Consider the following 24,025-nt stretch of genomic DNA (forward strand, 5'->3'; position numbering starts at 1 on the left):
AACCGTAGCCACTGCCGGTACAATGTGAAAATGGGCATTCCCGCCGAGTTGCCGGAGATCCCGCAGCGCGAACTCCGTAACGACGCCAGCCGAATCCTGCGCGAGGTCCGAGCCGGACAGTCGTACACCGTTACAGTCGATGGCACCGCAGTTGCCGATCTGATACCTCACCGTCCCATGCGGCGGCGTACGGCGGTGCCTCGCGAAGAAGCGATCGCCGCTTTCGCCGGGCTGTCAGGCAGCGACGACTACGACTTCGTCGATGACTCGTTGTACGACCCCTATGACCGCGCCTACCGCCGTGGGGAATTCGCGCCCGGAAGCGACTCGTGACTACCGTCCCGGAGCGAGGCTTGGTCGATACCAATGTCGTGATCCTCATCGATACTCTCGACCCGGGTGAACTGCCTGCCGAGATTGTCATCAGCTCGATGACGATGGCCGAGCTCGCCGCCGGGCCGCACTTCACGACCGATCCGGCCGAGCGCGCCCGCCGAATTGAACGAGTTCAAAACGCAGAGGCATTGTTCGAGCCGCTGCCGTTCGATACTCGCGCAGCACGCCGCTATGGCCATGTCGTCGCGGCGGTGCTCGCCGCCGGGCGAAATCCGAAGCCGCGCAGGATCGATCTGATGATCGCGGCGATAGCGTCTGCGCATGGGCTGCCGCTGTTCACCGTCAACTCGTCGGACTTCGTGGGACTCGATGATCTGCTGACCCTCTCGCCCGTTACGCATCCCGACGCACGCTGACTGCTTCAGGGAATCAGGATGACCTTGCCGAGGTTCGACCGGGCTTCGATGACAGCGTGGGCCGCGGCGGCGTCTGCCAACGGGAATTCCGCGTGGACGACCGGGCGGAGTAGGCCGGAGGCGAAGTACTGCCAGAGTTCTTGGCGCCAGTGTTCGTACAGGTCCGGAGCGTGGCGGGCGATGCGGGCCATCTGGAAGCCGATGACCGATTTCGCGCCGACGAGCAGGTCGTAGGCCTGGATGGTGCCGCCGCCGGAGCTGTAGGCGACGAGTCGGCCGCCAGGGGCCACGGCCGCGATGGCCGGGGTGAGGAGGTCGCCGCCGACGGCGTCGAGAACGTAGTCGACGGGCTCGCCCCAGGATGCCTGGTCGTAGGCGAGGACCTCGTCGGCGCCGAGATCGCGGAGGAAGTCGGCCTTGGCGAGGTCCGAGACGGCCGCCACCACGCGCGCAGCGCCGCGCACCCGCGCCAATTGCAGAGCGAGGTGGCCGACACCGCTGGCAGCGGCCGTGATCAGGGCGGACTCATCCGGCTTGGGATTCGCGGCATCGAGGGCACCGAGTGCGACCAAACCGCTGCGGACCAGCGCGACCGCGTCGACCGCCGAAGCGCCGTCGGGAATCGGCGAGGCCATCGCGGCGGAGAGCAGCGCGTAGTCGGCATAGCCGTGACCGAAGACCAGACCGGTGACGCGGTAGCCGGGCATACAGCTGGTGACGCCCTCCCCGACCGCGACCACCTCGCCCGCGACCTCGCCACCCAGTGCGATCGGCTCCCGCGGCTCGCGCACCTTGCGAACCACCGGCAGGGTCACACCAATCGCCTCGACCCGCACCAACAGTTCCCCGGGGCCCGGCGCCGGCACCTCGGCCGACACCACCTCGAGTACCTCCGGACCACCGCTGCGCTGGTATTGCACCCGCCGCATCACACCTCCAAAAATCCTTAGGAGCGGTAACGGTAGCCGACGCCGCGACAACCCCGACCGATTTACGGCGCCGAGTGCGAAATCTCACCGCCGCGGCCGTCGGGATGAGATGCGCTCGATCCAAGGCCACGCAAAGCGTCCTGGCCAGGCTGTCGGCGAGTTCGTCCGGGGCGGCAGTCGCCTCCGGGCCGTCCTCGTTACGCGAGGGCGGACGACCCGTCGTTCATCGAGCACGGTGAGCTGCGCTGGCCGCTCGGCGGCGGAATCATGTTCAGTTCCATCGGTAAGGGCGATAACCCGTTCTGCGAGCGCGGGCCGGGCACCGATTCGATCTACCTCGTCTGCGAGGAGCCCGATGCCCTGCACGACCGTGCGGTCGCCGCCGGCGCGGAGGTGGTGCGCGGGCTGCGCGATGAGGACTACGGTTCGCGCGGCTTCACCGTCCGCGATCCGAACGGCAATCTCTGGAGCTTCGGCACCTACTGGGGCGAGTAATTCGCGGGGCAGACGACAGCCGCCAGCAGCGCGGCCGTCACCGACCACCGAGCCCCGATGCCGCGATACCACGGACGAACGCCCGCTGCGCGAGCGCGTAGACCACCACCAGCGGCAGCAGAACGACCATCGCCGCGGCCATGAGAATCGGCCATTGCGTGTAGTACTGGCCCTGCAACCGCACCAAACCCAAGGTGGCGGTAGCAATATCGTTGCGCTGGATGATGATCAGCGGCCACAGGAAGTCGTTCCAGACGGTGATCCAGGTGAGCACCCCGAGCACCATGAGCGCGGGACGGGTGTGCGGCAACAGTACTCGCCAGAACACCTGCCAGGTGGTACACCCGTCGACGATCGCCGCCTCCTCGAGTTCGGCGGGCAACGTCCGGAAGAACTGGCGCATCAGATAGGTGCCGAAGGCGCTGCCGAACAGGCCAGGGACGATCATCGCCCATGGTGTGTCCACCCAACCGAAGGCCCGCATGATCAGGAATTGCGGGATCACGGTAACCGTCAAGGGCACCATCAGCGTGCCGAGGTAGCCGACGAAGAGTACGTCGCGTCCGCGAAATCGCAAGCGCGCGAAGGCATATCCGGCCAATGAGCAGAAGAACACCTGACCGGCGGTGACAAATAACGCGTAGCACGCGGTGTTGACCAGCATCCGCCCCAGCGGGATCAGGTCGAAGACCTTCCCGTAGTTGGACCACTGCGGATGCGCGGGAACCAGCGTCGGCTCGGTGATCTCGCCATCGCGCTTCAACGAACCCGACAATGCCCACAGAATCGGGAACAACGCGCACCAGGCGATACCGATGAGTGCCACATAGATCAGCACGCCACGCAGCGTCCGGCGCAGAATGGCCCGCTCCACCCGGCCGATACCGCATGCCCACACACCGATCCGCACCGGCAGCGACCGCCGAACCATCTCGTAGGTATTCACAACTCCACCTCCGCCCGGCGCGCGAACCGCAGTTGCAAGAGCGTCAACACCAGCAGCATTGCGAAGATGACCCAGGCCAGCGCCGCCGCATAGCCGACCTCGTAGAACCCGAAGGCGTTCTGGAACAACATGATTCCGAGCAGATAGGTCCCGGTCTCCGGCCCGCCGTTGCCGCCGGTCAACGCATAGGCCTGGTCGAAGGCCTGCACCGAGTTGATGATGGTGATGACGAAAACAAAAGACAGCGGCCCACGGATCAACGGCAGCGTCACCGACCGGAACCGCCGCAGCGCCCCTGCCCCATCGATGCGCGCCGCCTCGTACAGCGTCTCGGGTACTCCTTGCATCGCGGCCAGCAGGATGGCCGTCGCGAAAGGCACGTTCTTCCATACGGTCACGATGCTCAGCGAGACCAGCGCCCAATCCGGGTCGGTCAGCCACGGAACCGGATCGATGCCGACCCAGCCGAGCATGATGTTGAGCAGCCCGTCATCGGTGGTGAAGATGAAGCGCCACACCACGGCCATGGCCACGGTCGAGGCGACCAGCGGCAGGAAGGCAATGGTCCGAAAGATGCCGATACCGGCCAGCTTCCGATTGAGCACGGCGGCGACGGCCAATCCGATCACCACCGTCGGCACCAGCGTCAACACCGTGAACACCGCGGTATTGCGTAAGGCGATGAGAAATAACGGATCCGACGCGAACAGCCGCCGATAGTTCGCCATCCCCACGAACCGCGGCGGACTGAACAAGTCCCACGAGTGCAGACTCAGATACAACGAAAGGCCCAGTGGAAACAGTAAGAACACCAGCACGGCGGCCAGATTCGGCGTCACGAAAACCCAGCCCGCACGCGCACGCCGCCGCGCCAGTCGCCCCTGCTCGTGTGGCGTACCACTCGCGGTTTGCCGATACCAGATCGTCATGAGGATTCCAGAACTGTATTGATATCGGCAGTCAGGGACGCGCTTATCGACTCAGCGGTCGCGGCACCGCGCAGTACCCGGTTGCCACCCCGCTCCAGCAACGCGGAAACCTTGCCCCACACCGGAGTAACCGGCAGCGCTCGCGAATTCTGCGGCCCCTCCGTGAACACTTTGAGGTTGTTTATCTCGCGATGCGCGTCCGCGAAGCCCGGCGAGCCCATCGCCGATTCCAGCACGGGCACGAACAATCCGGAGGACGCGATAATGGCCTGCCCCACGGGTCCGGTCGCGAATTTGACGAATTCCCAAGCCTTTTCGATGCGCGGACTATCCGCGGCAATCGATAACCCGGTGCTGCCGACACCGGTAATCGCCCCCGGGCCACCGTGCGGCCCGACCGGCAACACAGTGACATCAATGGGCAGATCATCGTGTCCGGCGAACTCGGAATACAACCAATGCCCACCCATCGCCATCGCCGCCCGCCCGCTACGGAACAGATCGGGTGCCGAAACCGATTGCTGTTCGGCAACTTTCGGCGCAACCCGATGTCGAACCGCGAGATCGGCGTAGAACTGGAACCCCTCGGCGAACCGAAAATCACCGAGATCGGTCCTGGTCGGATTCACCGGCGGCGAGAACCACTGCGCCCCATTGTTCATACCGAAACACGCGGCCGAGAGATACGGCACCCAGGCGTCGGCGAACCCCCACTGCCGGGTCCGCCCAGATGACTCGCGCCGCGTGAGTGCCTGTGCGGCATCGAGGAATTCGGCGAAGGACCAGGCAGCATGCCACCGGGTCGGCGCGGTCACTCCGGCTTCGGCGAACAATTTCCGGTTGTAGTAGATAAACACCCCCGACCACTGTTCCGGCAGCGCGTACTGCCCACCGCGGTAGGTGAAGGTGTCATACAGCGCCGGATAGCTGTCGGCACGCAGTGCGGCAGCGTATTCGGGCTCCCGATCGAGCAGCGTGCGCAGATCCAGCAGCACCCCACGCTCGGCTAGTCCGGCATAAAGCAACTCCCACGCCATCATGACGTCGGGACATTTGCCACCCGCGCAGTAGGTAAGCATCTGCTGTAGCGGATCCGGCCCGGACATGATCGTGCGAATACGGATCTCCGGATGCCGCCGCTGGAACTCGTCGATGATCTTCAGCCGGACCCGCGCCTCCTCCGGCCTGGCCTGAAAGAAGAAAGTCAGCGCGTCGTCAGCGGACCCGCAGCCGGTGCCGGCGAGCAGCGGCGCGGCCAGCACCGAGCCGAGCAGCGTGCGCCTGCGCAACGAGGCCCTCCTCCAGGCGGGTGTGGAGTTTGGCGGAATCGCATGGCAGCATACGTTCGGCAACACCGAGGTGATGGCCGACACACGAACAAAACTTAACGTTGTCCAAAGCCGACGGGAAACGAGCCCGATCGACATCACCAATCGGATACGTTGTCACGTGTTAAGCCTGCGCGTTTTACAGGAGAGTAATCGGATGGCGACAATCGAATATTTGCGGACGGATCCCGATCTGCCGCCCGTCGGGGTGGTCGATCACTCCCCGATCACGCCACGGAAGAAGGCGATATTCGGGGCCATCGCGGTCGTCGGGGCCATCGCCTGGGCCATCCTCGCCATCTCGCGCGGTGAGAACGTCAACGCCGTCTGGATCGTGATCGCGGCGATCTGTACCTATGTGACCGCGTACCAGTTCTACGCCAGGCTGATCGAATACCGGATCACCAAGCCGCGCGACGATGTGGCCACGCCCGCCGAGGAATTGGAGAACGGCAAGGACTACATGCCGATGGACCGGCGGGTGCTCTTCGGACACCACTTCGCCGCCATCGCGGGTGCCGGTCCGCTGGTCGGACCGGTGCTGGCCGCGCAGATGGGTTATCTGCCCGGCACCATCTGGATCATTGTCGGCGTTGTCCTCGCGGGCGCGGTGCAGGACTACCTGGTGCTGTGGGCCTCGTCGAAGCGCCGTGGGCGCAGCCTCGGGCAGATGGCCCGCGACGAGCTCGGGCCGATCGGCGGCGTGGCCGCGATCATCGCGGTGCTGGTGATCATGATGATCCTGCTGGCGGTGCTCGGCATCGTGGTGGTGCAGGCATTGGCCGCGGTCAAGGGCCCGGATGGCGCGCTGCACGGCGGCAGCCCGTGGGGTGTGTTCTCCATCGGCATGACCATTCCGATCGCCCTGTTCATGGGCCTGTACCTGCGTTATGTCCGGCCGGGCCGGGTCGGCGAGGTATCGGTTATCGGCTTCGCGCTGCTGCTGTTCGTCATCATCTCCGGCCGGTGGGTTTCCGAATCCGGTTGGGGCCGTGACCTGTTCACCCTGTCCGGCACCACCATCGCCTGGCTGCTGATCATCTACGGTTTCATCGCCTCGGTACTGCCGGTGTGGCTGCTGCTCGCACCGCGCGATTACCTGTCGACGTTCATGAAGATCGGCACCATCGGCCTGCTCGCGCTCGGCATCGTGTTCACCATGCCGGTGCTGAAGGCGCCCGCGGTGTCGCAGTTCGCGCACAACAGCAACGGTCCCTCCTTCGCGGGCAGCCTGTTCCCGTTCCTGTTCATCACCATCGCGTGTGGTGCGCTGTCGGGATTCCACGCCCTGGTGTCCTCCGGTACCACGCCCAAACTGCTGGAGAAGCAGTCGCACGCGCGGATGATCGGCTACGGCGGCATGCTGATGGAGTCGTTCGTCGCGATCATGGCGATGATCACCGCCAGCATTATCGACCAGCACCTGTACTTCGCCATGAACGCGGGCGCCGGACTCACCGGCGGCACCGCCGAGAAGGCCGCCGCCTACACCAATTCCCTTGGTCTGAGCGGCGATCCGATCACCGCGGGTGAGTTGACCCAGACCGCAAAGGATGTCGGCGAGACCAGCATCATCTCGCGCACCGGTGGTGCGCCGACGCTGGCGGTCGGCATGTCCCAGGTGATGTCCGGATTCCTCGGCGGCTCCGGGCTCAAGGCGTTTTGGTACCACTTCGCGATCATGTTCGAGGCGCTGTTCATCCTCACCACCATCGACGCCGGTACCCGGGTCGCGCGCTTCATGCTTTCGGATTCGCTCGGCAATCTGGGTGGTCCGGCGAAGAAGTTCAAGGATCCGTCGTGGCGGCCCGGCGCGTGGCTGTGCTCGGCCATTGTGGTCGCGGCCTGGGGTTCGGTGCTGCTGATGGGTGTCACCGATCCACTCGGCGGCATCTACACGCTCTACCCGCTGTTCGGCATCTCCAACCAGTTGCTTGCCGCGATCGCGCTCACCGTGGTACTGACCATTCTGATCAAGAAGGGCCTGGTGAAGTGGGCGTGGATTCCCGCGCTGCCGCTGATCTGGGATCTGACGGTGACCATGACCGCGTCCTGGCAGAAGATCTTCTCCGCCGATCCGAAGCTCGGCTACTGGAAGCAGCACAGTAACTACAGTGCTGCCCGCGATGCCGGAAAGTTGTTGGCACCGGCCAAGAATGTCGACGATATGGACAAGATCGTGCGTAACACGTTCATCCAGGGCACCTTGTCGATCATCTTCGCGGTGCTGGTGTTGGTCGTCGCGGTGGTCGGCGCCGTGGTCTGCTACCGCACCTGGCGCGCGGGCGGCGGACCGAGCAGCGAAACGCCGGACATACCGTCGAAGATCTTCGCACCGCGCGGCTTCATCGCCACCGCGGAAGAGAAGGCGGTGCGCAAGGAATGGGATGCCCTCATCTCATCCGGACAGGTCCGAGCACCGGGTGCAGCACATGCCAAGGACATGACGGTGGAAACAACAGGATGACCGCAGCAGCACAGCCGAATGACGACCGATCGCCTCGACCGGCCGTCATTCGGCGTCTGCGAGTGGCGGGAAGTGTCTGTGCCGCAAGGGTTCGCGCCGTGGGTTCATGGTTCAATGCGGTGCTGGGCGGGCAGGATTACCAACGCTATGTGGACCATCTGCACCGCAATCATCCCGGTTGCGAGATTCCGTCGGAGCGCGAGTATTGGCGGCGGCGCCATGCGGACGCGGATACCAATCCACAGAATCGCTGCTGCTGAACGGTCCCGTTCCGGCGCGCGACTATGCGATGGTCAACTGCGCTTCACCGCGCTCGTGATCCAACAGCCAACGCTTCACCGGCAACCCCCACCGGAACCCGCCGAGCCCGCCCCCGATGCGCAGGACCCGGTGGCACGGCACGAATAGCGCCGCGGCATTGCGGGCGCAGGCATTGGCGGCGGCGCGGGTGGCATCGGGACGCCCGGAAATGGCGGCGTATTCGGTGTAGGTGACCGGATCGCCGGCGGGAATCTTGCGCAGCACTTCCCATGCGTGCATGAGGAATTCGCCGGATTGCTGACGCACCTCGATCGCATCGATCGCGGTCAGCTCGCCGCGATGGTAGGCGGTGATCGCGCGGGTCACCGCCCCGAGATCATCGCGTTTGCATAGCTCGCTCGGCCGCAGACTCGGGTGGATCAACTGCCGCAGGTTCTCGGCGTCGACAGTCCAACCGGAGGCCAGTACGGCGCCATCGGCATCGACAAGTGCGGTGAACGGGCCGATCGGAGTGTCGGATGTCGCGAAATCGGTGGTCACAATCGGGTCTTCGCTTTCGGTGCGGCGACAGACTTCGTCGCGGATGCTTTCGGTGGTGCGGCCTTGCGTCCGGCGAGCGCGGCCTTCCATAGATGCATGGATAGATACGAACGCCACGGCGCCCAGCGCGCGGTGTCGGTGAGATCGACGCCGAGCAGGGTGGTGCCTTGGCGGACAACGAGATCGGTGTCGAGCAGAACATCCGGATCGGCCAGCAGCCGCATGGTCACATAATCGGCGGTCCACGGTCCGACACCATCCAGAGCCAGCAGGTCGCGGCGCAGATCGGTGGCGGTGCGTCCCTGGTGCAGCAGCAGATCGCCGGAGGCGAGCGCCGAGGCGGCACCGATAATCGAGCGGATCCGCCGCGCCGGGCCGGTCAATACCTCGGCTCCGCGTTCCGCGATCGCGGCCGGTGTCGGGAACAGACGCGCGACCGGCCCGTCGATCGACTCGCCGAGCGCCTCGACCAGCCGCGCGGTGTGGGTGGCGGCGGCGGATACCGAAATCTGCTGACCGATCATCGTGCGCAACAACAACTCCGGGCCATCGATGGAGCCGGGCACCCGGATACCGGGAGTGAACGGCGGGTGAGCTCTGGCACGGCGCCCGATGGCCGCACCGACATTGGCGGGGTGCTCGGCCGGCGCCGCACCGACATCGGGAAGATCGCGTCCGGACGTCTCGACGACATCGGTATCAGCGGGCCCCACGCCGAGCGCCTCATCGATACCGACCGGGTCCGCGTCCAGGTCCAGCAGATGCCGCAGCCGTGCGACGGTCGGCGCGAGATCGCGCATATCGTGCAGCGACAGTTCGGCGCGCACATGGTCGCGCTGGAAACTCAGCCGCGTCGTCGCATGTCCGTGTGGGGTGCGCAGGCTGCGGACGTAGGCGCGGTCCTCCCACAGTTCCATGCCAGCCACGACATGCGAGGAGAGGAACCACTCGAGCCAGCCCCGGTCCAGCGGCTCCCGGAACGGCAGCCGCAGCGTCAACGAGCCGTTGGTGGCGGGCACGAGACGGCTTCCCGAGCGGGTCATTCGCTGCGCCTCGGTGCGCATGGTAGTCGGACTAACCGCGAATACCTCGCGGACCGTATCGTTGAACTGGCGGATGCTGGCGAATCCGGCCGCGAAGGCGATATCCGACATCGGCATATTCGTGGTCTGGATCAGCAGCCGCGCGGTGTGCGCACGATGCGCCCTGGCCAGCGCCAGCGGACCGGCCCCCAATTCGGTGGTGAGCACCCGGGTCAGCTGACGCTGCGAATAGCCAAGTGTGGCGGCCAGCGCGGGCACGCCGCCGCGTTCGATGACGCCGTCGCCGATCAGTCGCATGGCCCGCGCGGCCAGATCGGCGCGGGTATTCCACAGCGGTGAGCCGGGTGCGGCATCGGGCAGACAGCGGCGGCAGGCCCGGTATCCGGCCTGCTGCGCCGCGGCGGCCGTCGGCACGAAGGTCACATTGGACGGTTTCGGCGTGATCGCCGGGCAGGAAGGGCGGCAATAGATTCCGGTAGTTCGCACCGCGGTGAAGAACTGGCCGTCGAATCGGGAGTCCCGAGTCGACACCGCTCGATAGCAGCGTTCGAAATCCAAAGCCGTGATCGTCACCCAATCCACAATGGCAGCAACCCACACCGGATGCTAGCGGAAATCAGCCACAAACCCCCTATAACAGGTGTGGAGAACCGAAAAGGTGAGCAGCCGTGACTATCCGAATTATCGAGCAGCACAACGGAATGTGACCACGAGCACAATGCTGCGTTCGCGAGGTTTGGGCCGGAATGTCGGGATAAGGAACGAGGGCGCGCATGGTTGGCGTCGGCGATCGCATCGCGGACCGATACACACTGTGGGAGCGGTTCACGCTGCGCTGCGAGGGTATGGCCTGGCGAGCGACGGATATGGACCTCGCCGCGACATCGACTTCGGCAGCTCACTCGACCTGCACAATGCGGGCACCGACGACACCCCGGATATCGACTCCGCGGTAAATGGCGGTATCTGGTGCCCGAGTCGCGGCGGGCGGTCCCGCGAGCCCAAGAGTTCGGCCGCTAGGGCAATCGGACCATAGCGGTGAGCTGGACCTCCACCGGTCCGACCAGCGCACTGGTCACGCTTGCCACGCAATGACCGGCGCGTACTCAGTCGGCTCAGGCGACGGTGGTGCGGAGTTGGGAGCCCGCTCGCCCGCGGATGACGTGCAGGCGGCTCGGAATACGCTGGCGCATCTCGTCGACGTGGCTGACCACACCGACCACGCGCCCGCCCGCACGGAGTTCGTCGAGCACCCCCATGACCGCGTCGAGAGTATCGGCATCGAGTCCGCCGAAACCCTCATCGATGAAGATGGTGTCGAGTACAACGCCGCCGGATTCGGCCGCCACGGTGTCGGCGAGGCCGAGGGCCAATGACAGTGCGGCCATGAAGGATTCGCCGCCAGAGAGGGTTTTGGCGGGGCGGACGGTGCCGGTGTAGTCGTCGCGGATATCGAGGCCGAGGCCGCCGCGACGCCCGCGCGGGCCCGCCTTGTCCGAGTGCACGAATTCGTAGCGGCCGCCCGACATTCGGCGCAGGCGGACCGAACCCGCCAATGCCACCTCTTCCAACCGCGCGGCAAGGACATAGGAGCGCAGCGACATTCGACGATTGTTCTCGCCTCGCCCCGCGACCACCTCCGCGAGCGCCGCCAACTCCTCGTGGGCGCGCTGGACCGGTGCGATCCGATCGACCGCGGCCCACAGCTGACCGCCCAAATCCTCCAGGAGGTGCACCCGCCGGGTGGCCTCCGCGTGGGCGGCGACGGCTACGTTCAGTTGGGTCTGCGCAGCGGTCACAGCGGACTCCAACGCCGCGAGATCGCCGGGTTCGGTCGCTGCGGCCGCCTGGATCTCCGGCTCGGCCAACACGGCCTCGGCAGCTGCGCGCGCTCGATCGGCCGCAACCAATTCCGCCTCGATCTCGTTGTGCCGCTGCGGGGTTCGTGCGGCGGCGGTGACCACACCCGCGTATGCCTTCAGCAAAGCCACATCATCGCGTGGTTGCGCACCGGCTTCGGCGGACGTCGAACCGACGGTCTCGGTCGACCGGGACACCGCACCAGCGCCAGCAGCGAAGCCGCCATCGGTGACCGGATCACGATTGGTTGCGCCCTCAGGATCAGTGACCCGCGAAGCATTCGAACCCGGCATTGTCTCCGGACCGATCGCGACGGAGTTGTCGGCTCGCGCGATGACGAAACCCGCTGCCAGCGCGAGGCTTTCGACTCGATCGGTGATCACGGCGACCTGCTCGACCGCGGCCGACTCGTCGTTGCGGGCATCACGGAGGGCGGTGGCGTCGCCGATCAGGGTGTCGAGGCGGGCACGGCGGCGGTCGATGGTTTCGTCGGCGCCCGCCGCGGCACGCAGGCGGTCGGTGAGTTCGGTGAGGCGCGTGGTGGCGACGGCGATTCGGGTGGTGACGGTGCTGCGGCGGGTATCGGATTCGCGCAGTTCGTCGTGCAGGCGCGATTCGTCGGTGCGCAGACGGGACAGTTCGGCGGTGAGGCCCTCGGCGAGGGCGGCGAGTTCGGTGGCGTCTTCGTAGCGGCCGGTGGCGGCGCGCAGGGCGGCGGCCAGTTCCACGCGATCGGCATCGCCGCCGCGGGCAATGAGCGCATCGATTTCGCGTTCCAGATCCGTGATTCGGGCCTGCACGCGGTCGCGGGAGTCCTCGGCCGCACGCTCGGCGGTGGCCGCCGCATCCTCGGCGTCTTTCGATACCGCGCTGGCTCCGGCGCGCGCCGGTGCGGGGTGGTCGGCGGAACCGCATACTGTGCACGGCTCGCCGTCGATCAGCTGACCGGCGAGTTCGGCGGCCATGCCGGCCAACCTGCGCTCGCGCAGGTCGAGTACGCGTTCCTTGGCATCGAGATGTGCAGCGCGGGCCGACTCCAACTCGATCCGCGCGTGATCGAGAGTTGTGCTGCGACCTGCGAGTTCGACCGCCGCCGTCGCCGCGGCCTGCAGGCGTTCGCATTCGGCGGTCAGGGCGGGCAGTTCGGCTGCGGCCTCGGTGGCTTCGCGCAGCCGGGTCTCGATGGTCGCGATCGATTCGGGCAGCTGCTGACGCATTCGAGTCAGTTTGTCCACCCGGCCGGTGAGTGCGGTGTCTTCCTCGCGCAGCGTGGCGAGTTCGGAGGTGAGCCGGGTCGCGGTGGTCGCGTCGGCCCGCACCTCGTCGAGCGCGCCGATCTGGGCGCTCCATCGTCGAATGGCCGCATCGACGTCCGTATCGGCGACGACGATCGGCGTCCCGTCCGAGTCAGGCTCGACCGTGATCAGCGTATTGCCCGTGACATCCGCGCCAGCGGGTTCGGCGAGCAGTGCGGCCAATCGAGCTGCGATGCGGTGGGTTTCGTCCGACATTCGCCTGGCGTGCATTACCGCGGTGCGGGCCGTATCGATGGCCTCGGCGACCGGCGCGGCCCGCCGGGCCGAATCGAGTTCGGCTTGCAGGTCGGCGCGATGGTCGGCGGTAGCCGCGTATGCGTCGAGCCGCTCGCGGGCTGCGGCCATCCTGCGGCGCAGTTCGTGCAGGCGACGCTGTTCCTCGGCGCAGGACCTGATGTGCGCCGACTCCTGTTGGCACCGTTCGGCTTCCGCTGCGGTCGTGGTCAGTTCGGTACGCGCGGCGGCGAGCAGATCTTGCGACCAGCCGACCGCCTCGAGCGGCCCGACGGATTCGGCCGCCGTCGCCCCCGCCGCCACCGCGACCTGCGCGATCAACCGATCGATGCCCTGCTTGCGCGAGTCCACATCCGCCGCCGAGGCTCTGCGCTTATCCGCCAGCCACTGCTCGGCACTACCGAAACGCTCGGTGTCGAAGAGCTTTTCCAGCAGCTTCTCGCGTTCCTCGTTCTCCGCGCGCAGGAATCGCGCGAAATCACCCTGGGGCAGCAGCACGACTTGGCAGAACTGGTCCGCACTCATGCCGAGCAGCCGGACGATCTCGTCGCCGATATCGGTCAGGCGAGCGAGGTTCGCGCCACGTCCGTCCAACCATTCCAGCGTCGCGGCGGCATTCTCCTTGACCCAACCGCTTTTGGCCCGCTTGCTCGGCCGCTGGAATTCCGGCGAGCGAGTCAACCGCACTCGTCGGCCACCCAGCGTCGCCTCCAACACCACCCGCGGCGGTGTCTGCTCGTCGGCATGGTCGGAATGCAGCCGCTTACTCTCGCCACGTGCGCCCGGCACACTGCCGTACAGCGCGAATGCGATCGCATCCAGCACCGTCGTCTTTCCGGCCCCGGTCTGCCCGTGTAGCAGGAACAGCCCATCCGCGCCGAGCGCGTCGAAGTCGACGACCGCGGTTTCGGCAAACGGGCCGAAGGCGGTCATCTCCAGCCGGTGCAGTCTCATGCAACGCTCCCGGCAACCACCATCGGCCGCGTCGTCCGGCCAGTCACGAATTGCGCCGTCGCTGTGCCGACCCGCGTGGCCCCGCCATGGTGGCCGATGCCGCTGTTCGGCTCCAGGGGCCCGGCGAGGCGATCAACTCGAGAGCCTGCGCGCCACGCCGTCGCACCGGCAATGTCCGGCCCGGATCGTCCGAAGCAAGGCGCTTGCTTGACTACGTTGTCTGTCGACCGATCGCCGCTCATGCGGACAGTTCCCCGGCAAGCGTGACCGCGGCGGGCACCACCCGGTCGGGTTCGGCGACAGCGGCGGCGAGAGCCCGCTCCAGCCAAACCATTTCACCCGGGGTGGGTTCGCCCCGGACATCGCTGAGGAAGCTCTGTGCGACTTCGGTATCGCGGCGGCCGTGCACGCGCTCACGGTAGCGCAGTTCCGGGTTGCCTTCCGGGCGTGACCATTCCACGTGCACCGCGTGCGGGAAGCGTTCGCGCAGTTTGCGCATGGCGTCGACGGGGCGGGCGTAGTCGGTCAGTGTTGCCGAGACGTAGTGTTGCTCGACTTCGGAATATGCTGCGGCAGTAAGCAATTCGTCCAGCGTGCCGGTGAGACGGCTCAGGCCGCGCACGAGTGGCAGATCACGGCGTTGCACCGAGCGCAGGCCGGTGGCATCCAGATCTACCAGCCATACCGCCTTGCGGTGCGAGGTTTCGGCGAATGAATACGGCAGCGGGGAACCGGAATAGCGCACCGATGCCGAGAGCGTCTGTGGTGAATGCAGATGTCCGAGCGCCACATAGTCGATGCCGTCGAATGCCGACAGCGGCACGGTCTCCACGCCGCCGACCGAGATCGAACGCTCGGAACCGGTCGCCTCGCCACCGACCACGAAGGCGTGGGCGAGCACTACCGTACGAGTGCCGGGGCGCTCGGCGATATCGGCTCGAATCCGGCTCATCGCCGCATCCAGGATCTCCGCATGCGAACGTGCTTGCGGCACACCGAGTTCGGCGCGAGTGATCTCCGGCTCCAAATACGGGATGCCGTAGCACGCGATCGCACCGTGCTCGTCGGACATCAGCACCGGTCGATCGGCGGCGGCGACCGTCGTGCGCAGATGCAGCCCGCCCGCCGCCGCGAAACTCGCCCCGGCGCCGAGCCGTGTCGGTGAATCGTGATTGCCGGACGTCGCGATGATCTGCGCCCCGGCCGCGCGGATGGCCTCGAATCCCTCGATACACACCGCGATCGCGTCGGCGCTCGGGATGGATCGGTCGTATACATCGCCCGGCAGTACGACGACGTCAACGGATTCCGCTGCCACCAATTCGGCAATGGCCGCGAGCGCGGCGGCCTGATCGGTGAGCAGATCGACGCCATGGAATGTACGCCCGATGTGCCAGTCCGAGGTGTGCAGCATCCGCATGCCGCGCAACCGTAGGCGATCGCACCGACACACTCAACAATGTGGCTGTATTTGATTTGCAGCGCCTGCGGCGCTGCGTGTTCGCGGCCCCTTGCTGTCTCGCGTCCGAGTCGTCGAGACTCGCTCCGTTGTGGTCGCGAATGGCGGGGCGTTCGGCACCGGATGTGCACGTGCCGGGCGGTCGAGTTCGGTGCCTGCGGCGCATGTGCTTCATCAACTCGGACGCGAGACTGGCACGAACGGGGTCGCAGGTAAGACTCGCTCCGTGATGGTCGGTGATGGCGGATCGTTCGGCGCCTGGTACGCGCGTCGAGACCAGCGCCTGGGGCGCATGCGCTTCGACGGCTCGTACGCGAGACGGGCGCGAACGGGTCACTCGTAAACTCGTTCCGTCGTGGTCGCCGGTGCAGAACGCGCGATCCGACCGCCCTGTTTGCTGCGCGCGGCCGTGCGATCAGCTGTCCGGTATGAATCCGCGGCTCCCAGGTATTTGTCGACGCGCTGCTGATCGATAGCTCACGGGTTCCAACTTGTCGGTGCCATGCGGCACTATCTGCGCTATGACCGCACCGATGCTCGTCGCACTGATGCTGGTGTTCGCCGCCGGGGTAGGGCTCGGCTGGCTCGGGCATGCCGCGCGCGCCGGGCAGCGCGCGACGGCCGCGGAGGCTAGATTGGCCGCCGCCACCGATAACGAGCGGCTACTGCGGCAGTCGCTCACCGCCGCGAATGAGGATGCGGCACGGCGACATTCGCATGCCATCGGTGCCATGGTCGATCCGCTGCGCGAGGCCGTCGGCGCGCTGAACCAGCACATCCAGCAGGTCGAACATCACCGCATCAACGCCTATTCGAGTCTGCGCGAACAGGTCGCGGGCATGCAGCGCACGTCACATCAGCTCACCAGCCAGACCAGTCAGCTCGTCGCGGCGCTGCGCGCGCCGCAGGTGCGTGGGCGCTGGGGCGAGATCCAATTGGAGCGGGTGGTGGAGCTGGCGGGCATGACCCGTCACTGCGATTTCGATACCCAGGTGAGCCGGGCCGCGCGCAGCGACGGCACGACCGAACGCACCGGCACGGTGCGGCCGGACCTCGTGGTCAAGCTGGCGGGCGGCAGGCAGCTCGTGGTGGACGCCAAGGTGCCGTTCACCGCCTATCTCGATGCCACCATGACCGACGACCCCCACGAGCGCGCCGAACTGCTCGGCCGCCATGCCAAACATCTGCGTGCCCATATCGATCAGCTGGCCGATAAGGCGTATTGGCTGGCCTTCGATCCGGCGCCGGAGTTCGTGGTGCTGTTCGTACCGGGCGATCCGTTCCTCGATGCCGCACTGACCACCGATTCCGGCTTGCTCGAATACGCCTTCGGCCGCAACGTGATCCTCGCTACCCCGACGACTCTGATCGCGTTGCTGCGCACGGTCGCCTTCGGTTGGCGGCAGGAGGCGCTGTCCCGCGATATGGCGACCGTTCAGCAATTGGGTCGTGAGCTCTACAACCGGCTCGGCATGACCGGTCGACATCTGGACCGCCTCGGCGCGCAACTCGGCAAGGCGGTGGACGCTTTCAACTACACCGTCGCCTCGGTGGAGTCACGGGTAATGGTTACCGCACGCAAACTCCACGACCTGGAAATAGCCGAACAGGAGGTGCCGGCAATCCATCGCGTGGATTCATTGCCGCGGGCGGTCGGCTTCGCTGAGTCCGACGATTAGCCGCCGCGATCGCCGTGCCGTAACACCGCCGAACGCGGCGGCGGTTAGTGTCATGGTGTGGCTGCTTCCCAACGTGTGCGAACCCGGGTGCCCGCGCCGCATCGTTCGATCCTGCCCTCGGTGCCGGGTATTCCGGCCGGGGCGGCTGTTCTGATCGCGGTGGCGTGCACGTTTCTGGGGTTCCTGATCGATGCCCGCGGCGAGAACGACGAACTGACCGGGACGTTCAACACGTTATACGTCCTCGGCTGCGTCGCGGCGGTGCTCGCCGTCCGCTATCGCGGAATCTTCACCACGATGGTGCTGCCACCGCTATTGCTGTTCGTCGCAGTGCCGCTGGCTTATCAGCAGCTCACCGGTCACGCCTCGACCGGTCTCAAGGACATCCTGCTGAATCTGGCGATCCCGCTGGTGAATCGGTTCCCGATCATGGCGCTGGCCACCGTGCTCGTGCTGGCGATCGGTGCCGCGCGGATCGCGCTGCACCGGCGTGAGGAGGCCGCGGGGCGCGCCGACGAACCCCGTCGCGGCACCAGTTGGGGCCGCAGCAACGCACCCAAACGCACCAGGTCGGGGCGCGACAGCGGCTCGCTCGCCGAGGCCGCGCGCCGCCGCACCCGCCGCCCCCAGGCCGATTCCGCCGACCCCGAAACCGAGTATCTGCCGCGCCCGAGCCGTCGTGGGAGTTCGGAAGTAGCCGACACTCCGCCGCGCGTCGGCGGCGCCGCAAGGGGCGCCCGGGGTGACGAACGCCCGAGCCGCGAGCGCCGATCGAGCACCCGCACCGCCACGGCAGCGGCCCGCGGTGAGAGCGAACCGAGCCGAACCGGACGCCCCGCCGCGGCAACCCCTCGGGCCGAGGGTGATTCCAGCCGCGCCGCCGCGGCCAGGCGCCGCGGTGACGTCCCACCACCGCACCCGCAGCCCAATGTCCGCTACCGCGAACGGGATTCGAGCCGCACCGAGCGACGACGCCCAGAAAACCTCTAGCGGGACAGCGCTGCACCCGAGGCGGCCGTCACACAGCACCATGTCCCATGCGCGCAGCCTCGAAAGCCGTTGGCGCAATTCACCTCACGTGCTGAGAATCCATGGTTCAGTTCAGCGACGTGACGTGCGCAACTCCCGAGGCAGTGCGAATACCAATGTCTCGTTGGCCGTCGTGACCGGCTGCACTTCGCCGAATCCGTGCTCCGCCAACATATCCAGGACGCCGCGCACCAGGATGTCGGGCACGGACGCACCGGAGGTGATGCCGACCGTGCGCACACCCGCCAGCCATGCCGAATCGACCTCGCGGGCGTAGTCCACCAGGTAAGCGGCTTTCGCGCCCGCGCCGCGCGCAACCTCGACCAGTCGCACCGAATTCGAGGAATTGCGTGAGCCGACCACGATAACCAGATCGCATTCCGGCGCCATCGCCTTGACTGCTACCTGACGGTTCTGGGTGGCGTAGCAGATGTCATCGCTCGGCGGATCCTGCAGTGCCGGGAACCGCTGCCGCAGCCGCTGCACCGTCTCCATGGTCTCGTCGACGCTGAGCGTGGTTTGGGAGAGCCAGATCACCTTGGACTCGTCGCGCACGGTGACCCGGTCGACCGCATCCGGACCGTCGACGAGCTGCACATGTTCGGGCGCTTCTCCCGCGGTGCCCTCGACCTCCTCATGCCCCTCATGACCGATCAGCAGAATGTCGTAGTCGTCGCGGGCGAAGCGCTTGGCCTCCTGATGCACCTTGGTCACCAGCGGGCAGGTCGCATCGATTGTGCGCAGATTGCGTGCCGCCGCCGACTCGTGCACCGCGGGTGCGACACCATGCGCGGAGAACACGACCAACGCACCCTCGGGCACCTCGTCGGTCTCGTCGACGAAGATCACGCCCCGCTCCCGCAGCGTCTCCACCACGTGGCGGTTGTGCACGATCTCCTTGCGCACGTAGATCGGCGCACCGTGCTTCTCCAGCGCCTTCTCCACCGTCTCGACCGCGCGGTCCACACCCGCGCAGTAACCGCGCGGCTCGGCTAGCAGCACGCGTTTACCACCGTCGGCATCGGCGGATCCGGAACCGGGCGAGCGGGCGATTCCGACGTTCAAGGAGATGGCCGAAGACATGTCCCTCAGCTTACGTGCGGCCGAGGAATGCCGGGCGGCCGGTCACCGCCTCGGCCGAGTTGTTCTCGACACACCGCACCGGGCGAAAATGCGGTCTAATCATGCAGAACCCGGCGCGTATGGTTCAGACCAGGAAGAGGCAGCCCGTGTAACCACGGAGGGCCCCGCGTGCGCCAAAGTAGATTCCGTGTCTGTGACACCAGTGCTTTGCATAACATCCCGTATCGGGCAGGCTAGGAGCATGTTCCGACCACCATTCCTGGCTCGGGTCGCCGCCGGCGCCGCCGTATACGCCATCGAAGAAACCCGTCGGCTACCAACTGCCGCAATGAATTTCCCGATCACCGCGATCAGCCAGATGCTGCAGACCACCATGCACGTCCAGCAGTTCGTCACCAGCCTCGCACTCAAAGGCGATGGCGTATTCGAGCGTCTCACGAACACCCCCGTCGAACAGCCCGACTGGGCCACCTTCGATGAGGACAGCGAGCCGGAGTTCACGGCCCCCGCCCGCACCAGCCGTTTCGACCTGTACGCCGACGACGAACCGACCGACTTCGTCGCCGATGCCGCCCGCGCAGGTGAGAGCAATGGTCACGCTACGTCGGTACAGACCATCGCCGTGCCGGAGACCGAGGTCGCCGCGGCACCGGATGCCGAACCCGAACCTCAGCCCGAGATCATCGAGCCCGAGGTGGCCACCCGCTACGACTACGCCAATATGACCCTGGCCCAGCTGCGCGCCCGCCTGCGCATGCTGACCGTCGAGGACCTGGACGCCCTGCTCGATTACGAACAGCAGACGCGCGCCAGGGCGCCGTTCGTGACCATGCTGACGAACCGGATCGCCACCGTGCGGGCTCAGTGAACGAACCCCCAACGTCGCCGACGGTTGGCCGGGAATCCGCCGGCCGACCAGACCGAGCGGCTCCCGCCAACTCCGCCGATCACCCGTGGCCGGTGCGTTCGGTGGCCATCAAGGTCGCGCAGTGGATCGATCGGCTGGGCAGCATCTGGGTGGAGGGCCAGATCACCCAGATCAATCTGCGTCCCAGCACCAGCACCGCATTCCTGGTGCTGCGTGATACCGCCGCCGATATGTCGCTGTCGGTGACCTGTCATCCGGATCTCATCCGCCACTCCGCCATCCCACTGCAGGAGGGCAGCCGGGTAGTGGTGTACGGCAAACTCGCGTACTTCACCGGTCGCGGCACGATTTCGTTGCGCGCCATAGAGATTCGCCCGGTCGGTATCGGTGAACTGCTGGCCCGCATCGAACGGTTGAAGGCACTGCTCGCCGCGGAGGGACTATTCGATTCCGAGCTGAAGCGGCCGATCCCGTTCCTGCCCAAGACAATCGGCCTGATCACCGGCCGTGCAAGCGCCGCCGAGCGCGACGTGCTGACCGTGGCCCGAAACCGTTGGCCCGCAGTGCGTTTCGAAATTCGCAATACCGCGGTGCAGGGCCCGACCGCGGTACCGCAGATAGTGCAGGCACTGGCCGGACTCGACCGCGATCCGGCCGTCGAGGTCATCGTGCTCGCCCGCGGCGGCGGCAGCGTCGAGGATCTGCTGCCGTTTTCCGATGAGACGCTGTGCCGCGCGATCGTTGCGGCCACCACGCCGATCGTCAGCGCGATCGGGCACGAACCCGATACCCCGCTGTGCGATCTTGTCGCCGATCTGCGCGCCGCCACCCCCACTGATGCCGCCAAGCGGATCGTGCCCGACGCGGCCGCCGAACTGGCCGGGGTCCACGATATGCGCGCTCGTGCCGCCGCCGCATTGCGCGGCTGGGTCGACCGCGAGACCAGGGCATTGGCCCAGCTCCGTTCCCGACCGGTGCTCGCCAACCCGCTGCACGAGCTCGACCGTCGCTCCGACGAGATCGAACGCCTGCGTACCGCCGCCCGCCGCACCGCAGAACATCTGATCAGCACCGAAACCACCGCAACCCGCCACCTGCGCGAAAAACTCACCGCGGTGGGTCCGGCCGCGACGCTGGCCCGTGGCTACGCTGTCGTGCAGCGCGTCAGCGGTAAGGAGCGGCGTGTGGTCCGCTCGATCGAGGACGCGCCCGCAGGCAGTCAGCTGCGGATCCGGGTCGCCGACGGTGCCATCAGCGCCGCCGCGCTGGGCACCCAAGAGTTGGGCAGAACCGATACAGGGAGGAACTGACCTTGGCCGACCCCACCAAGGACGACGAACTGGCCGAGATCTCCACCTTCGGCTACGAACGTGCCCGCGACGAACTGGTCAACGTCATCAAAATGCTCGAACAGGGCGGCCTCGACCTGGACGAATCCCTGGCGCTGTGGGAACGCGGCGAAGCACTGGCCACCCGCTGCGAGGAGCATCTGGCAGGTGCACGTCAACGAGTCGAGAACGCCCTCTCCCGCACCGACCTCGAATCCGACGAATGACCATCCGCCGCGCCACCCCGGACATACGTACCGAGGACATGGCGGCCAGCCGCGAGTTCTATCGGCGACTCGGCTTCGAAGAGGCCATGGACCTCGGCTGGGTGGTGACGATGGCATCGCCGACCAACCCGACCGCGCAGGTCCTACTGGTCGGCCCGGAAGCCGAGCAGCCACAACCGGATATCAGCGTTGAGGTCGACGATGTGGACGCCGTGTACGCCGAGTTGGTCGCCGCGAATGCGGACATCATCTACCCGCTCCGCAACGAGCAATGGGGCGTGCGCCGATTCTTCGTCCGCGATCCCAGCGGCACTATCGTCAACGTGGTCAGCCACCACTGACCTGAACACGGCTGACCCGGGCTGGACGAGGCGCTAGCGATGTAGCGGCTGAGCTGCGTCCATAGCCGCAGCCAACGTGGTGAAGGCGGCGTGGTTGCCCGCGCCGGTGATGAGCACTCGGGACTGGCCGAGGTCGGCGATCCAGGCCGTTTCGGAGCCTTGTTCGGCGTAGACGACCCACTTTTGGTCGCCGACCTGCTCGGTGCCGGTGCCGTAGCGGGAGCCGAGTACGAAGCGCGACAGTGCTTCCTCGGTCGCGTTGCTCTGGCTCATTCGCATGTAGGTGCCCTGCGGTGTGATGTAACCGACAGTGCTGACCGGGCCGCCGCCGGTGGTGGTGATCGTGTCGCGACTACCGGAGTTCGGCGTCCAGTGTTCGGGCAGGCTCGGATTGCGAATCGGGAAGGGCATGGTCTTCGCGTCGTTGGCGAGCGCGGCCGTCACGTCGAAGTTCGGAATATGGCCCTGGGTCGGCCCCTTCGCGGCGAAGCTGCACTGGCTGGCGAGCCCCGCGAAGACCACGGCGATCAGCACCAACGGGATCAGTGACCAGAACAGATCCCGGTAGTCGTGCAGAATGCGTGGTTTTTGGTACGACACGCTCCCAGTATCCACGCCCGTTCGGGTCCGCTCCCGTAGAGGTGGTCCGAGATCTGGAGCCCACCTTTCGAGCGACCTGCAAGCAATCACTACGGGTAGTACCTGATCGAGAACGGTCGCGCTTCTGCGAGAATCAGCGATAGCAACGACCGTAGGAGGCACACCGTAATGACGGCATCTTCGCCCGCACCCAGCCGCCGCGAGGCGCCGGACCGCAACCTCGCGCTCGAACTGGTCCGGGTGACCGAGGCCGGTGCGATGGCCGCGGGCCGCTGGGTCGGCCGCGGTGATAAGGAAGGTGGCGACGGTGCGGCCGTCGACGCCATGCGGCAGCTGGTCAGCTCCGTTTCCATGCGTGGCATCGTGGTCATCGGTGAGGGCGAGAAAGACGAAGCGCCCATGCTCTACAACGGTGAGCTGGTCGGCGACGGCACCGGTCCCGAGGTGGACTTCGCGGTCGACCCGATCGACGGCACCACCTTGATGTCGAAGGGTTCGCCGGGTGCCATCGCGGTGCTCGCGGTCGCCGAGCGCGGCGCGATGTTCGACCCGTCCGCGGTGTTCTATATGCACAAGATCGCGGTCGGTCCCGATGCAGCGGGTGTGATCGATATCTCCGCCCCGATCGGCGAGAACATCAGCCGGGTGGCCAAGGCCAAGAGCCTGTCGAAGTCCGATCTCACCGTCTGCATCCTGGACCGGCCGCGCCACGCCGAGCTGATCCAGCAGGTCCGCAACTCAGGCGCCCGAATCCGCCTGATCTCCGACGGCGATGTCGCGGGCGCCATCGCCTGCGCCCGTCCCGACTCCGGCACCGACATCCTGGTCGGCATCGGCGGCACCCCCGAGGGCATCATCGCCGCCGCCGCCATGCGCTGTATGGGCGGCGAACTGCAGGCGATGCTCGCCCCCAAGGACGACGACGAGCGTCAGAAGGCCATCGACGCGGGCCACGACCTGAGCCGTGTCCTCACCACCGAAGACCTTGTCGCCGGCGACAACGTCTTCTTCAGCGCGACCGGCGTAACCGACGGTGACCTGCTGCGCGGCGTCCGCTACTTCCCCGGCGGCGCCTCCACCCAATCCATCGTCATGCGCTCCAAATCCGGCACGGTCCGGATGATCGACGCCTATCACCGCCTCACCAAGCTCCATGAATACTCCTCGGTCGATTTCATCGGCGATGAGGATGCGGTGCCGCCGCTGCCCTGATTTCTCGAATGCGTCGAGCCCGGTCCGCTTCGGATCGGGCTCGATCTTCTTCCGGGCGCGCCGACACCGGTAACCAACGAAATCCCCGACCCCGCGACGTCTCCTCCGCCGCAAAGGCAGTTGCCTGTGGGCGAATCGATGGATT

At 66.5% G+C, this 24,025-nt stretch carries 21 protein-coding genes and 1 pseudogene; 12 read left to right on the forward strand and 10 right to left on the reverse strand.

All coding sequences use genetic code 11. The features are described from left to right. Nucleotides 1-30: 30 nt before the first annotated feature. Entirely contained in the window at nucleotides 31-333 is a 303-nt protein-coding gene (locus AB0L63_RS01600) for a type II toxin-antitoxin system prevent-host-death family antitoxin (protein WP_364493120.1), read from the forward strand. Continuing rightward, nucleotides 330-752: a type II toxin-antitoxin system VapC family toxin gene (locus AB0L63_RS01605; protein ID WP_364493122.1), complete on the forward strand. Its 423-nt coding sequence runs from the start codon at nucleotides 330-332 to the stop codon at nucleotides 750-752. The genes AB0L63_RS01600 and AB0L63_RS01605 overlap by 4 nt, the downstream gene beginning before the upstream one ends. A 5-nt stretch (nucleotides 753-757) precedes the next feature. Here the strand turns inward: AB0L63_RS01605 and AB0L63_RS01610 are convergent, their stop codons facing one another. Next, entirely contained in the window at nucleotides 758-1,681 is a 924-nt protein-coding gene (locus tag AB0L63_RS01610) for a zinc-binding dehydrogenase (RefSeq protein WP_364493124.1), read from the reverse strand. 225 nt (nucleotides 1,682-1,906) lie between these two features. On the opposite strand from AB0L63_RS01610, the pseudogene AB0L63_RS01615 reads away from it, so the two are divergent. After that, nucleotides 1,907-2,176, forward strand: a pseudogene (locus AB0L63_RS01615) (VOC family protein); the annotation flags it as partial. 37 nt (nucleotides 2,177-2,213) lie between these two features. On the opposite strand, the gene AB0L63_RS01620 reads toward AB0L63_RS01615, so the two are convergent. The 3 genes from AB0L63_RS01620 to AB0L63_RS01630 are packed head-to-tail and all read right to left on the reverse strand — an operon-like array spanning nucleotide 2,214 to nucleotide 5,340. Further along, complete coding sequence (locus AB0L63_RS01620) at nucleotides 2,214-3,059, reverse strand: carbohydrate ABC transporter permease (RefSeq protein ID WP_364493972.1); 846 nt, start codon at nucleotides 3,057-3,059, stop codon at nucleotides 2,214-2,216. Nucleotides 3,060-3,118: 59 nt separating this feature from the next. Beyond that, nucleotides 3,119-4,051: a sugar ABC transporter permease gene (locus AB0L63_RS01625; protein WP_364493126.1), complete on the reverse strand. Its 933-nt coding sequence runs from the start codon at nucleotides 4,049-4,051 to the stop codon at nucleotides 3,119-3,121. Next, nucleotides 4,048-5,340, reverse strand: coding sequence for a sugar ABC transporter substrate-binding protein (locus tag AB0L63_RS01630; protein WP_364493128.1), 1,293 nt, complete (start codon nucleotides 5,338-5,340; stop codon nucleotides 4,048-4,050). Before AB0L63_RS01630 ends, AB0L63_RS01625 begins: the two co-directional genes overlap by 4 nt. A gap of 196 nt (nucleotides 5,341-5,536) precedes the next feature. On the opposite strand from AB0L63_RS01630, the gene AB0L63_RS01635 reads away from it, so the two are divergent. Together AB0L63_RS01635 and AB0L63_RS01640 are read left to right on the forward strand one after the other, a co-directional pair. Beyond that, nucleotides 5,537-7,846, forward strand: a complete 2,310-nt coding sequence (locus AB0L63_RS01635; protein WP_364493130.1) for a carbon starvation CstA family protein — start codon at nucleotides 5,537-5,539, stop codon at nucleotides 7,844-7,846. Nucleotides 7,847-7,908: 62 nt separating this feature from the next. Next, complete coding sequence (locus tag AB0L63_RS01640; RefSeq protein WP_364493132.1) at nucleotides 7,909-8,106, forward strand: YbdD/YjiX family protein; 198 nt, start codon at nucleotides 7,909-7,911, stop codon at nucleotides 8,104-8,106. A 22-nt stretch (nucleotides 8,107-8,128) separates the two neighbouring features. Here the strand turns inward: AB0L63_RS01640 and AB0L63_RS01645 are convergent, their stop codons facing one another. The 4 genes from AB0L63_RS01645 to AB0L63_RS01660 form a co-directional block, all read right to left on the reverse strand. After that, nucleotides 8,129-8,647: a methylated-DNA--[protein]-cysteine S-methyltransferase gene (locus AB0L63_RS01645; RefSeq protein WP_364493134.1), complete on the reverse strand. Its 519-nt coding sequence runs from the start codon at nucleotides 8,645-8,647 to the stop codon at nucleotides 8,129-8,131. Next, a complete protein-coding gene (locus AB0L63_RS01650) occupies nucleotides 8,644-10,272 on the reverse strand; it encodes an Ada metal-binding domain-containing protein (RefSeq protein ID WP_364493136.1) in 1,629 nt (542 codons plus the stop codon). The genes AB0L63_RS01645 and AB0L63_RS01650 overlap by 4 nt, the downstream gene beginning before the upstream one ends. Nucleotides 10,273-10,805: 533 nt before the next feature. Next, nucleotides 10,806-14,054, reverse strand: coding sequence for an AAA family ATPase (locus AB0L63_RS01655; protein WP_364493138.1), 3,249 nt, complete (start codon nucleotides 14,052-14,054; stop codon nucleotides 10,806-10,808). Nucleotides 14,055-14,292: 238 nt separating this feature from the next. Beyond that, nucleotides 14,293-15,474 carry an exonuclease SbcCD subunit D gene (locus AB0L63_RS01660; RefSeq protein WP_364493140.1) on the reverse strand — a complete coding sequence of 394 codons (1,182 nt, stop codon included), beginning with the start codon at nucleotides 15,472-15,474 and terminating at the stop codon, nucleotides 14,293-14,295. A 560-nt stretch (nucleotides 15,475-16,034) separates the two neighbouring features. Between AB0L63_RS01660 and AB0L63_RS01665 the strand changes: the two genes are divergently transcribed. Continuing rightward, nucleotides 16,035-17,192 (forward strand): DNA recombination protein RmuC, encoded by a 1,158-nt coding sequence (locus tag AB0L63_RS01665; protein WP_364493142.1) that lies wholly within the window; start codon nucleotides 16,035-16,037, stop codon nucleotides 17,190-17,192. Between the two features lie 57 nt (nucleotides 17,193-17,249). Beyond that, the gene (locus AB0L63_RS01670; protein WP_364493144.1) at nucleotides 17,250-18,182 is read left to right on the forward strand and encodes a DUF6542 domain-containing protein; all 933 of its coding nucleotides are present in this window, start codon (nucleotides 17,250-17,252) and stop codon (nucleotides 18,180-18,182) included. A gap of 111 nt (nucleotides 18,183-18,293) precedes the next feature. Here AB0L63_RS01670 and AB0L63_RS01675 read toward each other — a convergent pair whose 3' ends face one another. After that, a complete protein-coding gene (locus AB0L63_RS01675; RefSeq protein ID WP_364493146.1) occupies nucleotides 18,294-19,304 on the reverse strand; it encodes a 4-hydroxy-3-methylbut-2-enyl diphosphate reductase in 1,011 nt (336 codons plus the stop codon). Nucleotides 19,305-19,545: 241 nt separating this feature from the next. On the opposite strand from AB0L63_RS01675, the gene AB0L63_RS01680 reads away from it, so the two are divergent. The 4 genes from AB0L63_RS01680 (at nucleotide 19,546) to AB0L63_RS01695 (ending at nucleotide 22,068) form a co-directional block, all read left to right on the forward strand. After that, the gene (locus AB0L63_RS01680) at nucleotides 19,546-20,172 is read left to right on the forward strand and encodes a lipid droplet-associated protein (RefSeq protein ID WP_364493148.1); all 627 of its coding nucleotides are present in this window, start codon (nucleotides 19,546-19,548) and stop codon (nucleotides 20,170-20,172) included. Between the two features lie 92 nt (nucleotides 20,173-20,264). Beyond that, nucleotides 20,265-21,482 (forward strand): exodeoxyribonuclease VII large subunit, encoded by a 1,218-nt coding sequence (gene xseA, locus AB0L63_RS01685; RefSeq protein WP_364493150.1) that lies wholly within the window; start codon nucleotides 20,265-20,267, stop codon nucleotides 21,480-21,482. Nucleotides 21,483-21,484: 2 nt separating this feature from the next. Beyond that, nucleotides 21,485-21,727: an exodeoxyribonuclease VII small subunit gene (locus tag AB0L63_RS01690; RefSeq protein WP_364493152.1), complete on the forward strand. Its 243-nt coding sequence runs from the start codon at nucleotides 21,485-21,487 to the stop codon at nucleotides 21,725-21,727. Further along, the gene (locus tag AB0L63_RS01695) at nucleotides 21,724-22,068 is read left to right on the forward strand and encodes a VOC family protein (protein ID WP_364493154.1); all 345 of its coding nucleotides are present in this window, start codon (nucleotides 21,724-21,726) and stop codon (nucleotides 22,066-22,068) included. Before AB0L63_RS01690 ends, AB0L63_RS01695 begins: the two co-directional genes overlap by 4 nt. A 33-nt stretch (nucleotides 22,069-22,101) precedes the next feature. Here AB0L63_RS01695 and AB0L63_RS01700 read toward each other — a convergent pair whose 3' ends face one another. Further along, entirely contained in the window at nucleotides 22,102-22,668 is a 567-nt protein-coding gene (locus tag AB0L63_RS01700) for a DUF4245 domain-containing protein (protein ID WP_364493156.1), read from the reverse strand. A 168-nt stretch (nucleotides 22,669-22,836) separates the two neighbouring features. Between AB0L63_RS01700 and glpX the strand changes: the two genes are divergently transcribed. Then, nucleotides 22,837-23,880: a class II fructose-bisphosphatase gene (gene glpX, locus AB0L63_RS01705; RefSeq protein WP_364493158.1), complete on the forward strand. Its 1,044-nt coding sequence runs from the start codon at nucleotides 22,837-22,839 to the stop codon at nucleotides 23,878-23,880. Nucleotides 23,881-24,025 lie beyond the last annotated feature (145 nt).

The organism is Nocardia sp. NPDC051990 (assembly GCF_040680755.1).
In the GTDB taxonomy this organism is placed as follows: domain Bacteria; phylum Actinomycetota; class Actinomycetes; order Mycobacteriales; family Mycobacteriaceae; genus Nocardia.

Bases quoted from the DNA above. Each gene is read 5' to 3' on its own strand.
- AB0L63_RS01600 (WP_364493120.1), top strand. From the start codon at position 31: ATGGGCATTCCCGCCGAGTTGCCGGAGATCCCGCAGCGCGAACTCCGT.
- AB0L63_RS01610 (WP_364493124.1), bottom strand. From the start codon at position 1,681: ATGCGGCGGGTGCAATACCAGCGCAGCGGTGGTCCGGAGGTACTCGAG.
- AB0L63_RS01625 (WP_364493126.1), bottom strand. From the start codon at position 4,051: ATGACGATCTGGTATCGGCAAACCGCGAGTGGTACGCCACACGAGCAG.
- AB0L63_RS01635 (WP_364493130.1), top strand. From the start codon at position 5,537: ATGGCGACAATCGAATATTTGCGGACGGATCCCGATCTGCCGCCCGTC.
- AB0L63_RS01655 (WP_364493138.1), bottom strand. From the start codon at position 14,054: ATGAGACTGCACCGGCTGGAGATGACCGCCTTCGGCCCGTTTGCCGAA.
- AB0L63_RS01660 (WP_364493140.1), bottom strand. From the start codon at position 15,474: ATGCGGATGCTGCACACCTCGGACTGGCACATCGGGCGTACATTCCAT.
- AB0L63_RS01665 (WP_364493142.1), top strand. From the start codon at position 16,035: ATGACCGCACCGATGCTCGTCGCACTGATGCTGGTGTTCGCCGCCGGG.
- AB0L63_RS01675 (WP_364493146.1), bottom strand. From the start codon at position 19,304: ATGTCTTCGGCCATCTCCTTGAACGTCGGAATCGCCCGCTCGCCCGGT.
- AB0L63_RS01680 (WP_364493148.1), top strand. From the start codon at position 19,546: ATGTTCCGACCACCATTCCTGGCTCGGGTCGCCGCCGGCGCCGCCGTA.
- AB0L63_RS01695 (WP_364493154.1), top strand. From the start codon at position 21,724: ATGACCATCCGCCGCGCCACCCCGGACATACGTACCGAGGACATGGCG.
- glpX (WP_364493158.1), top strand. From the start codon at position 22,837: ATGACGGCATCTTCGCCCGCACCCAGCCGCCGCGAGGCGCCGGACCGC.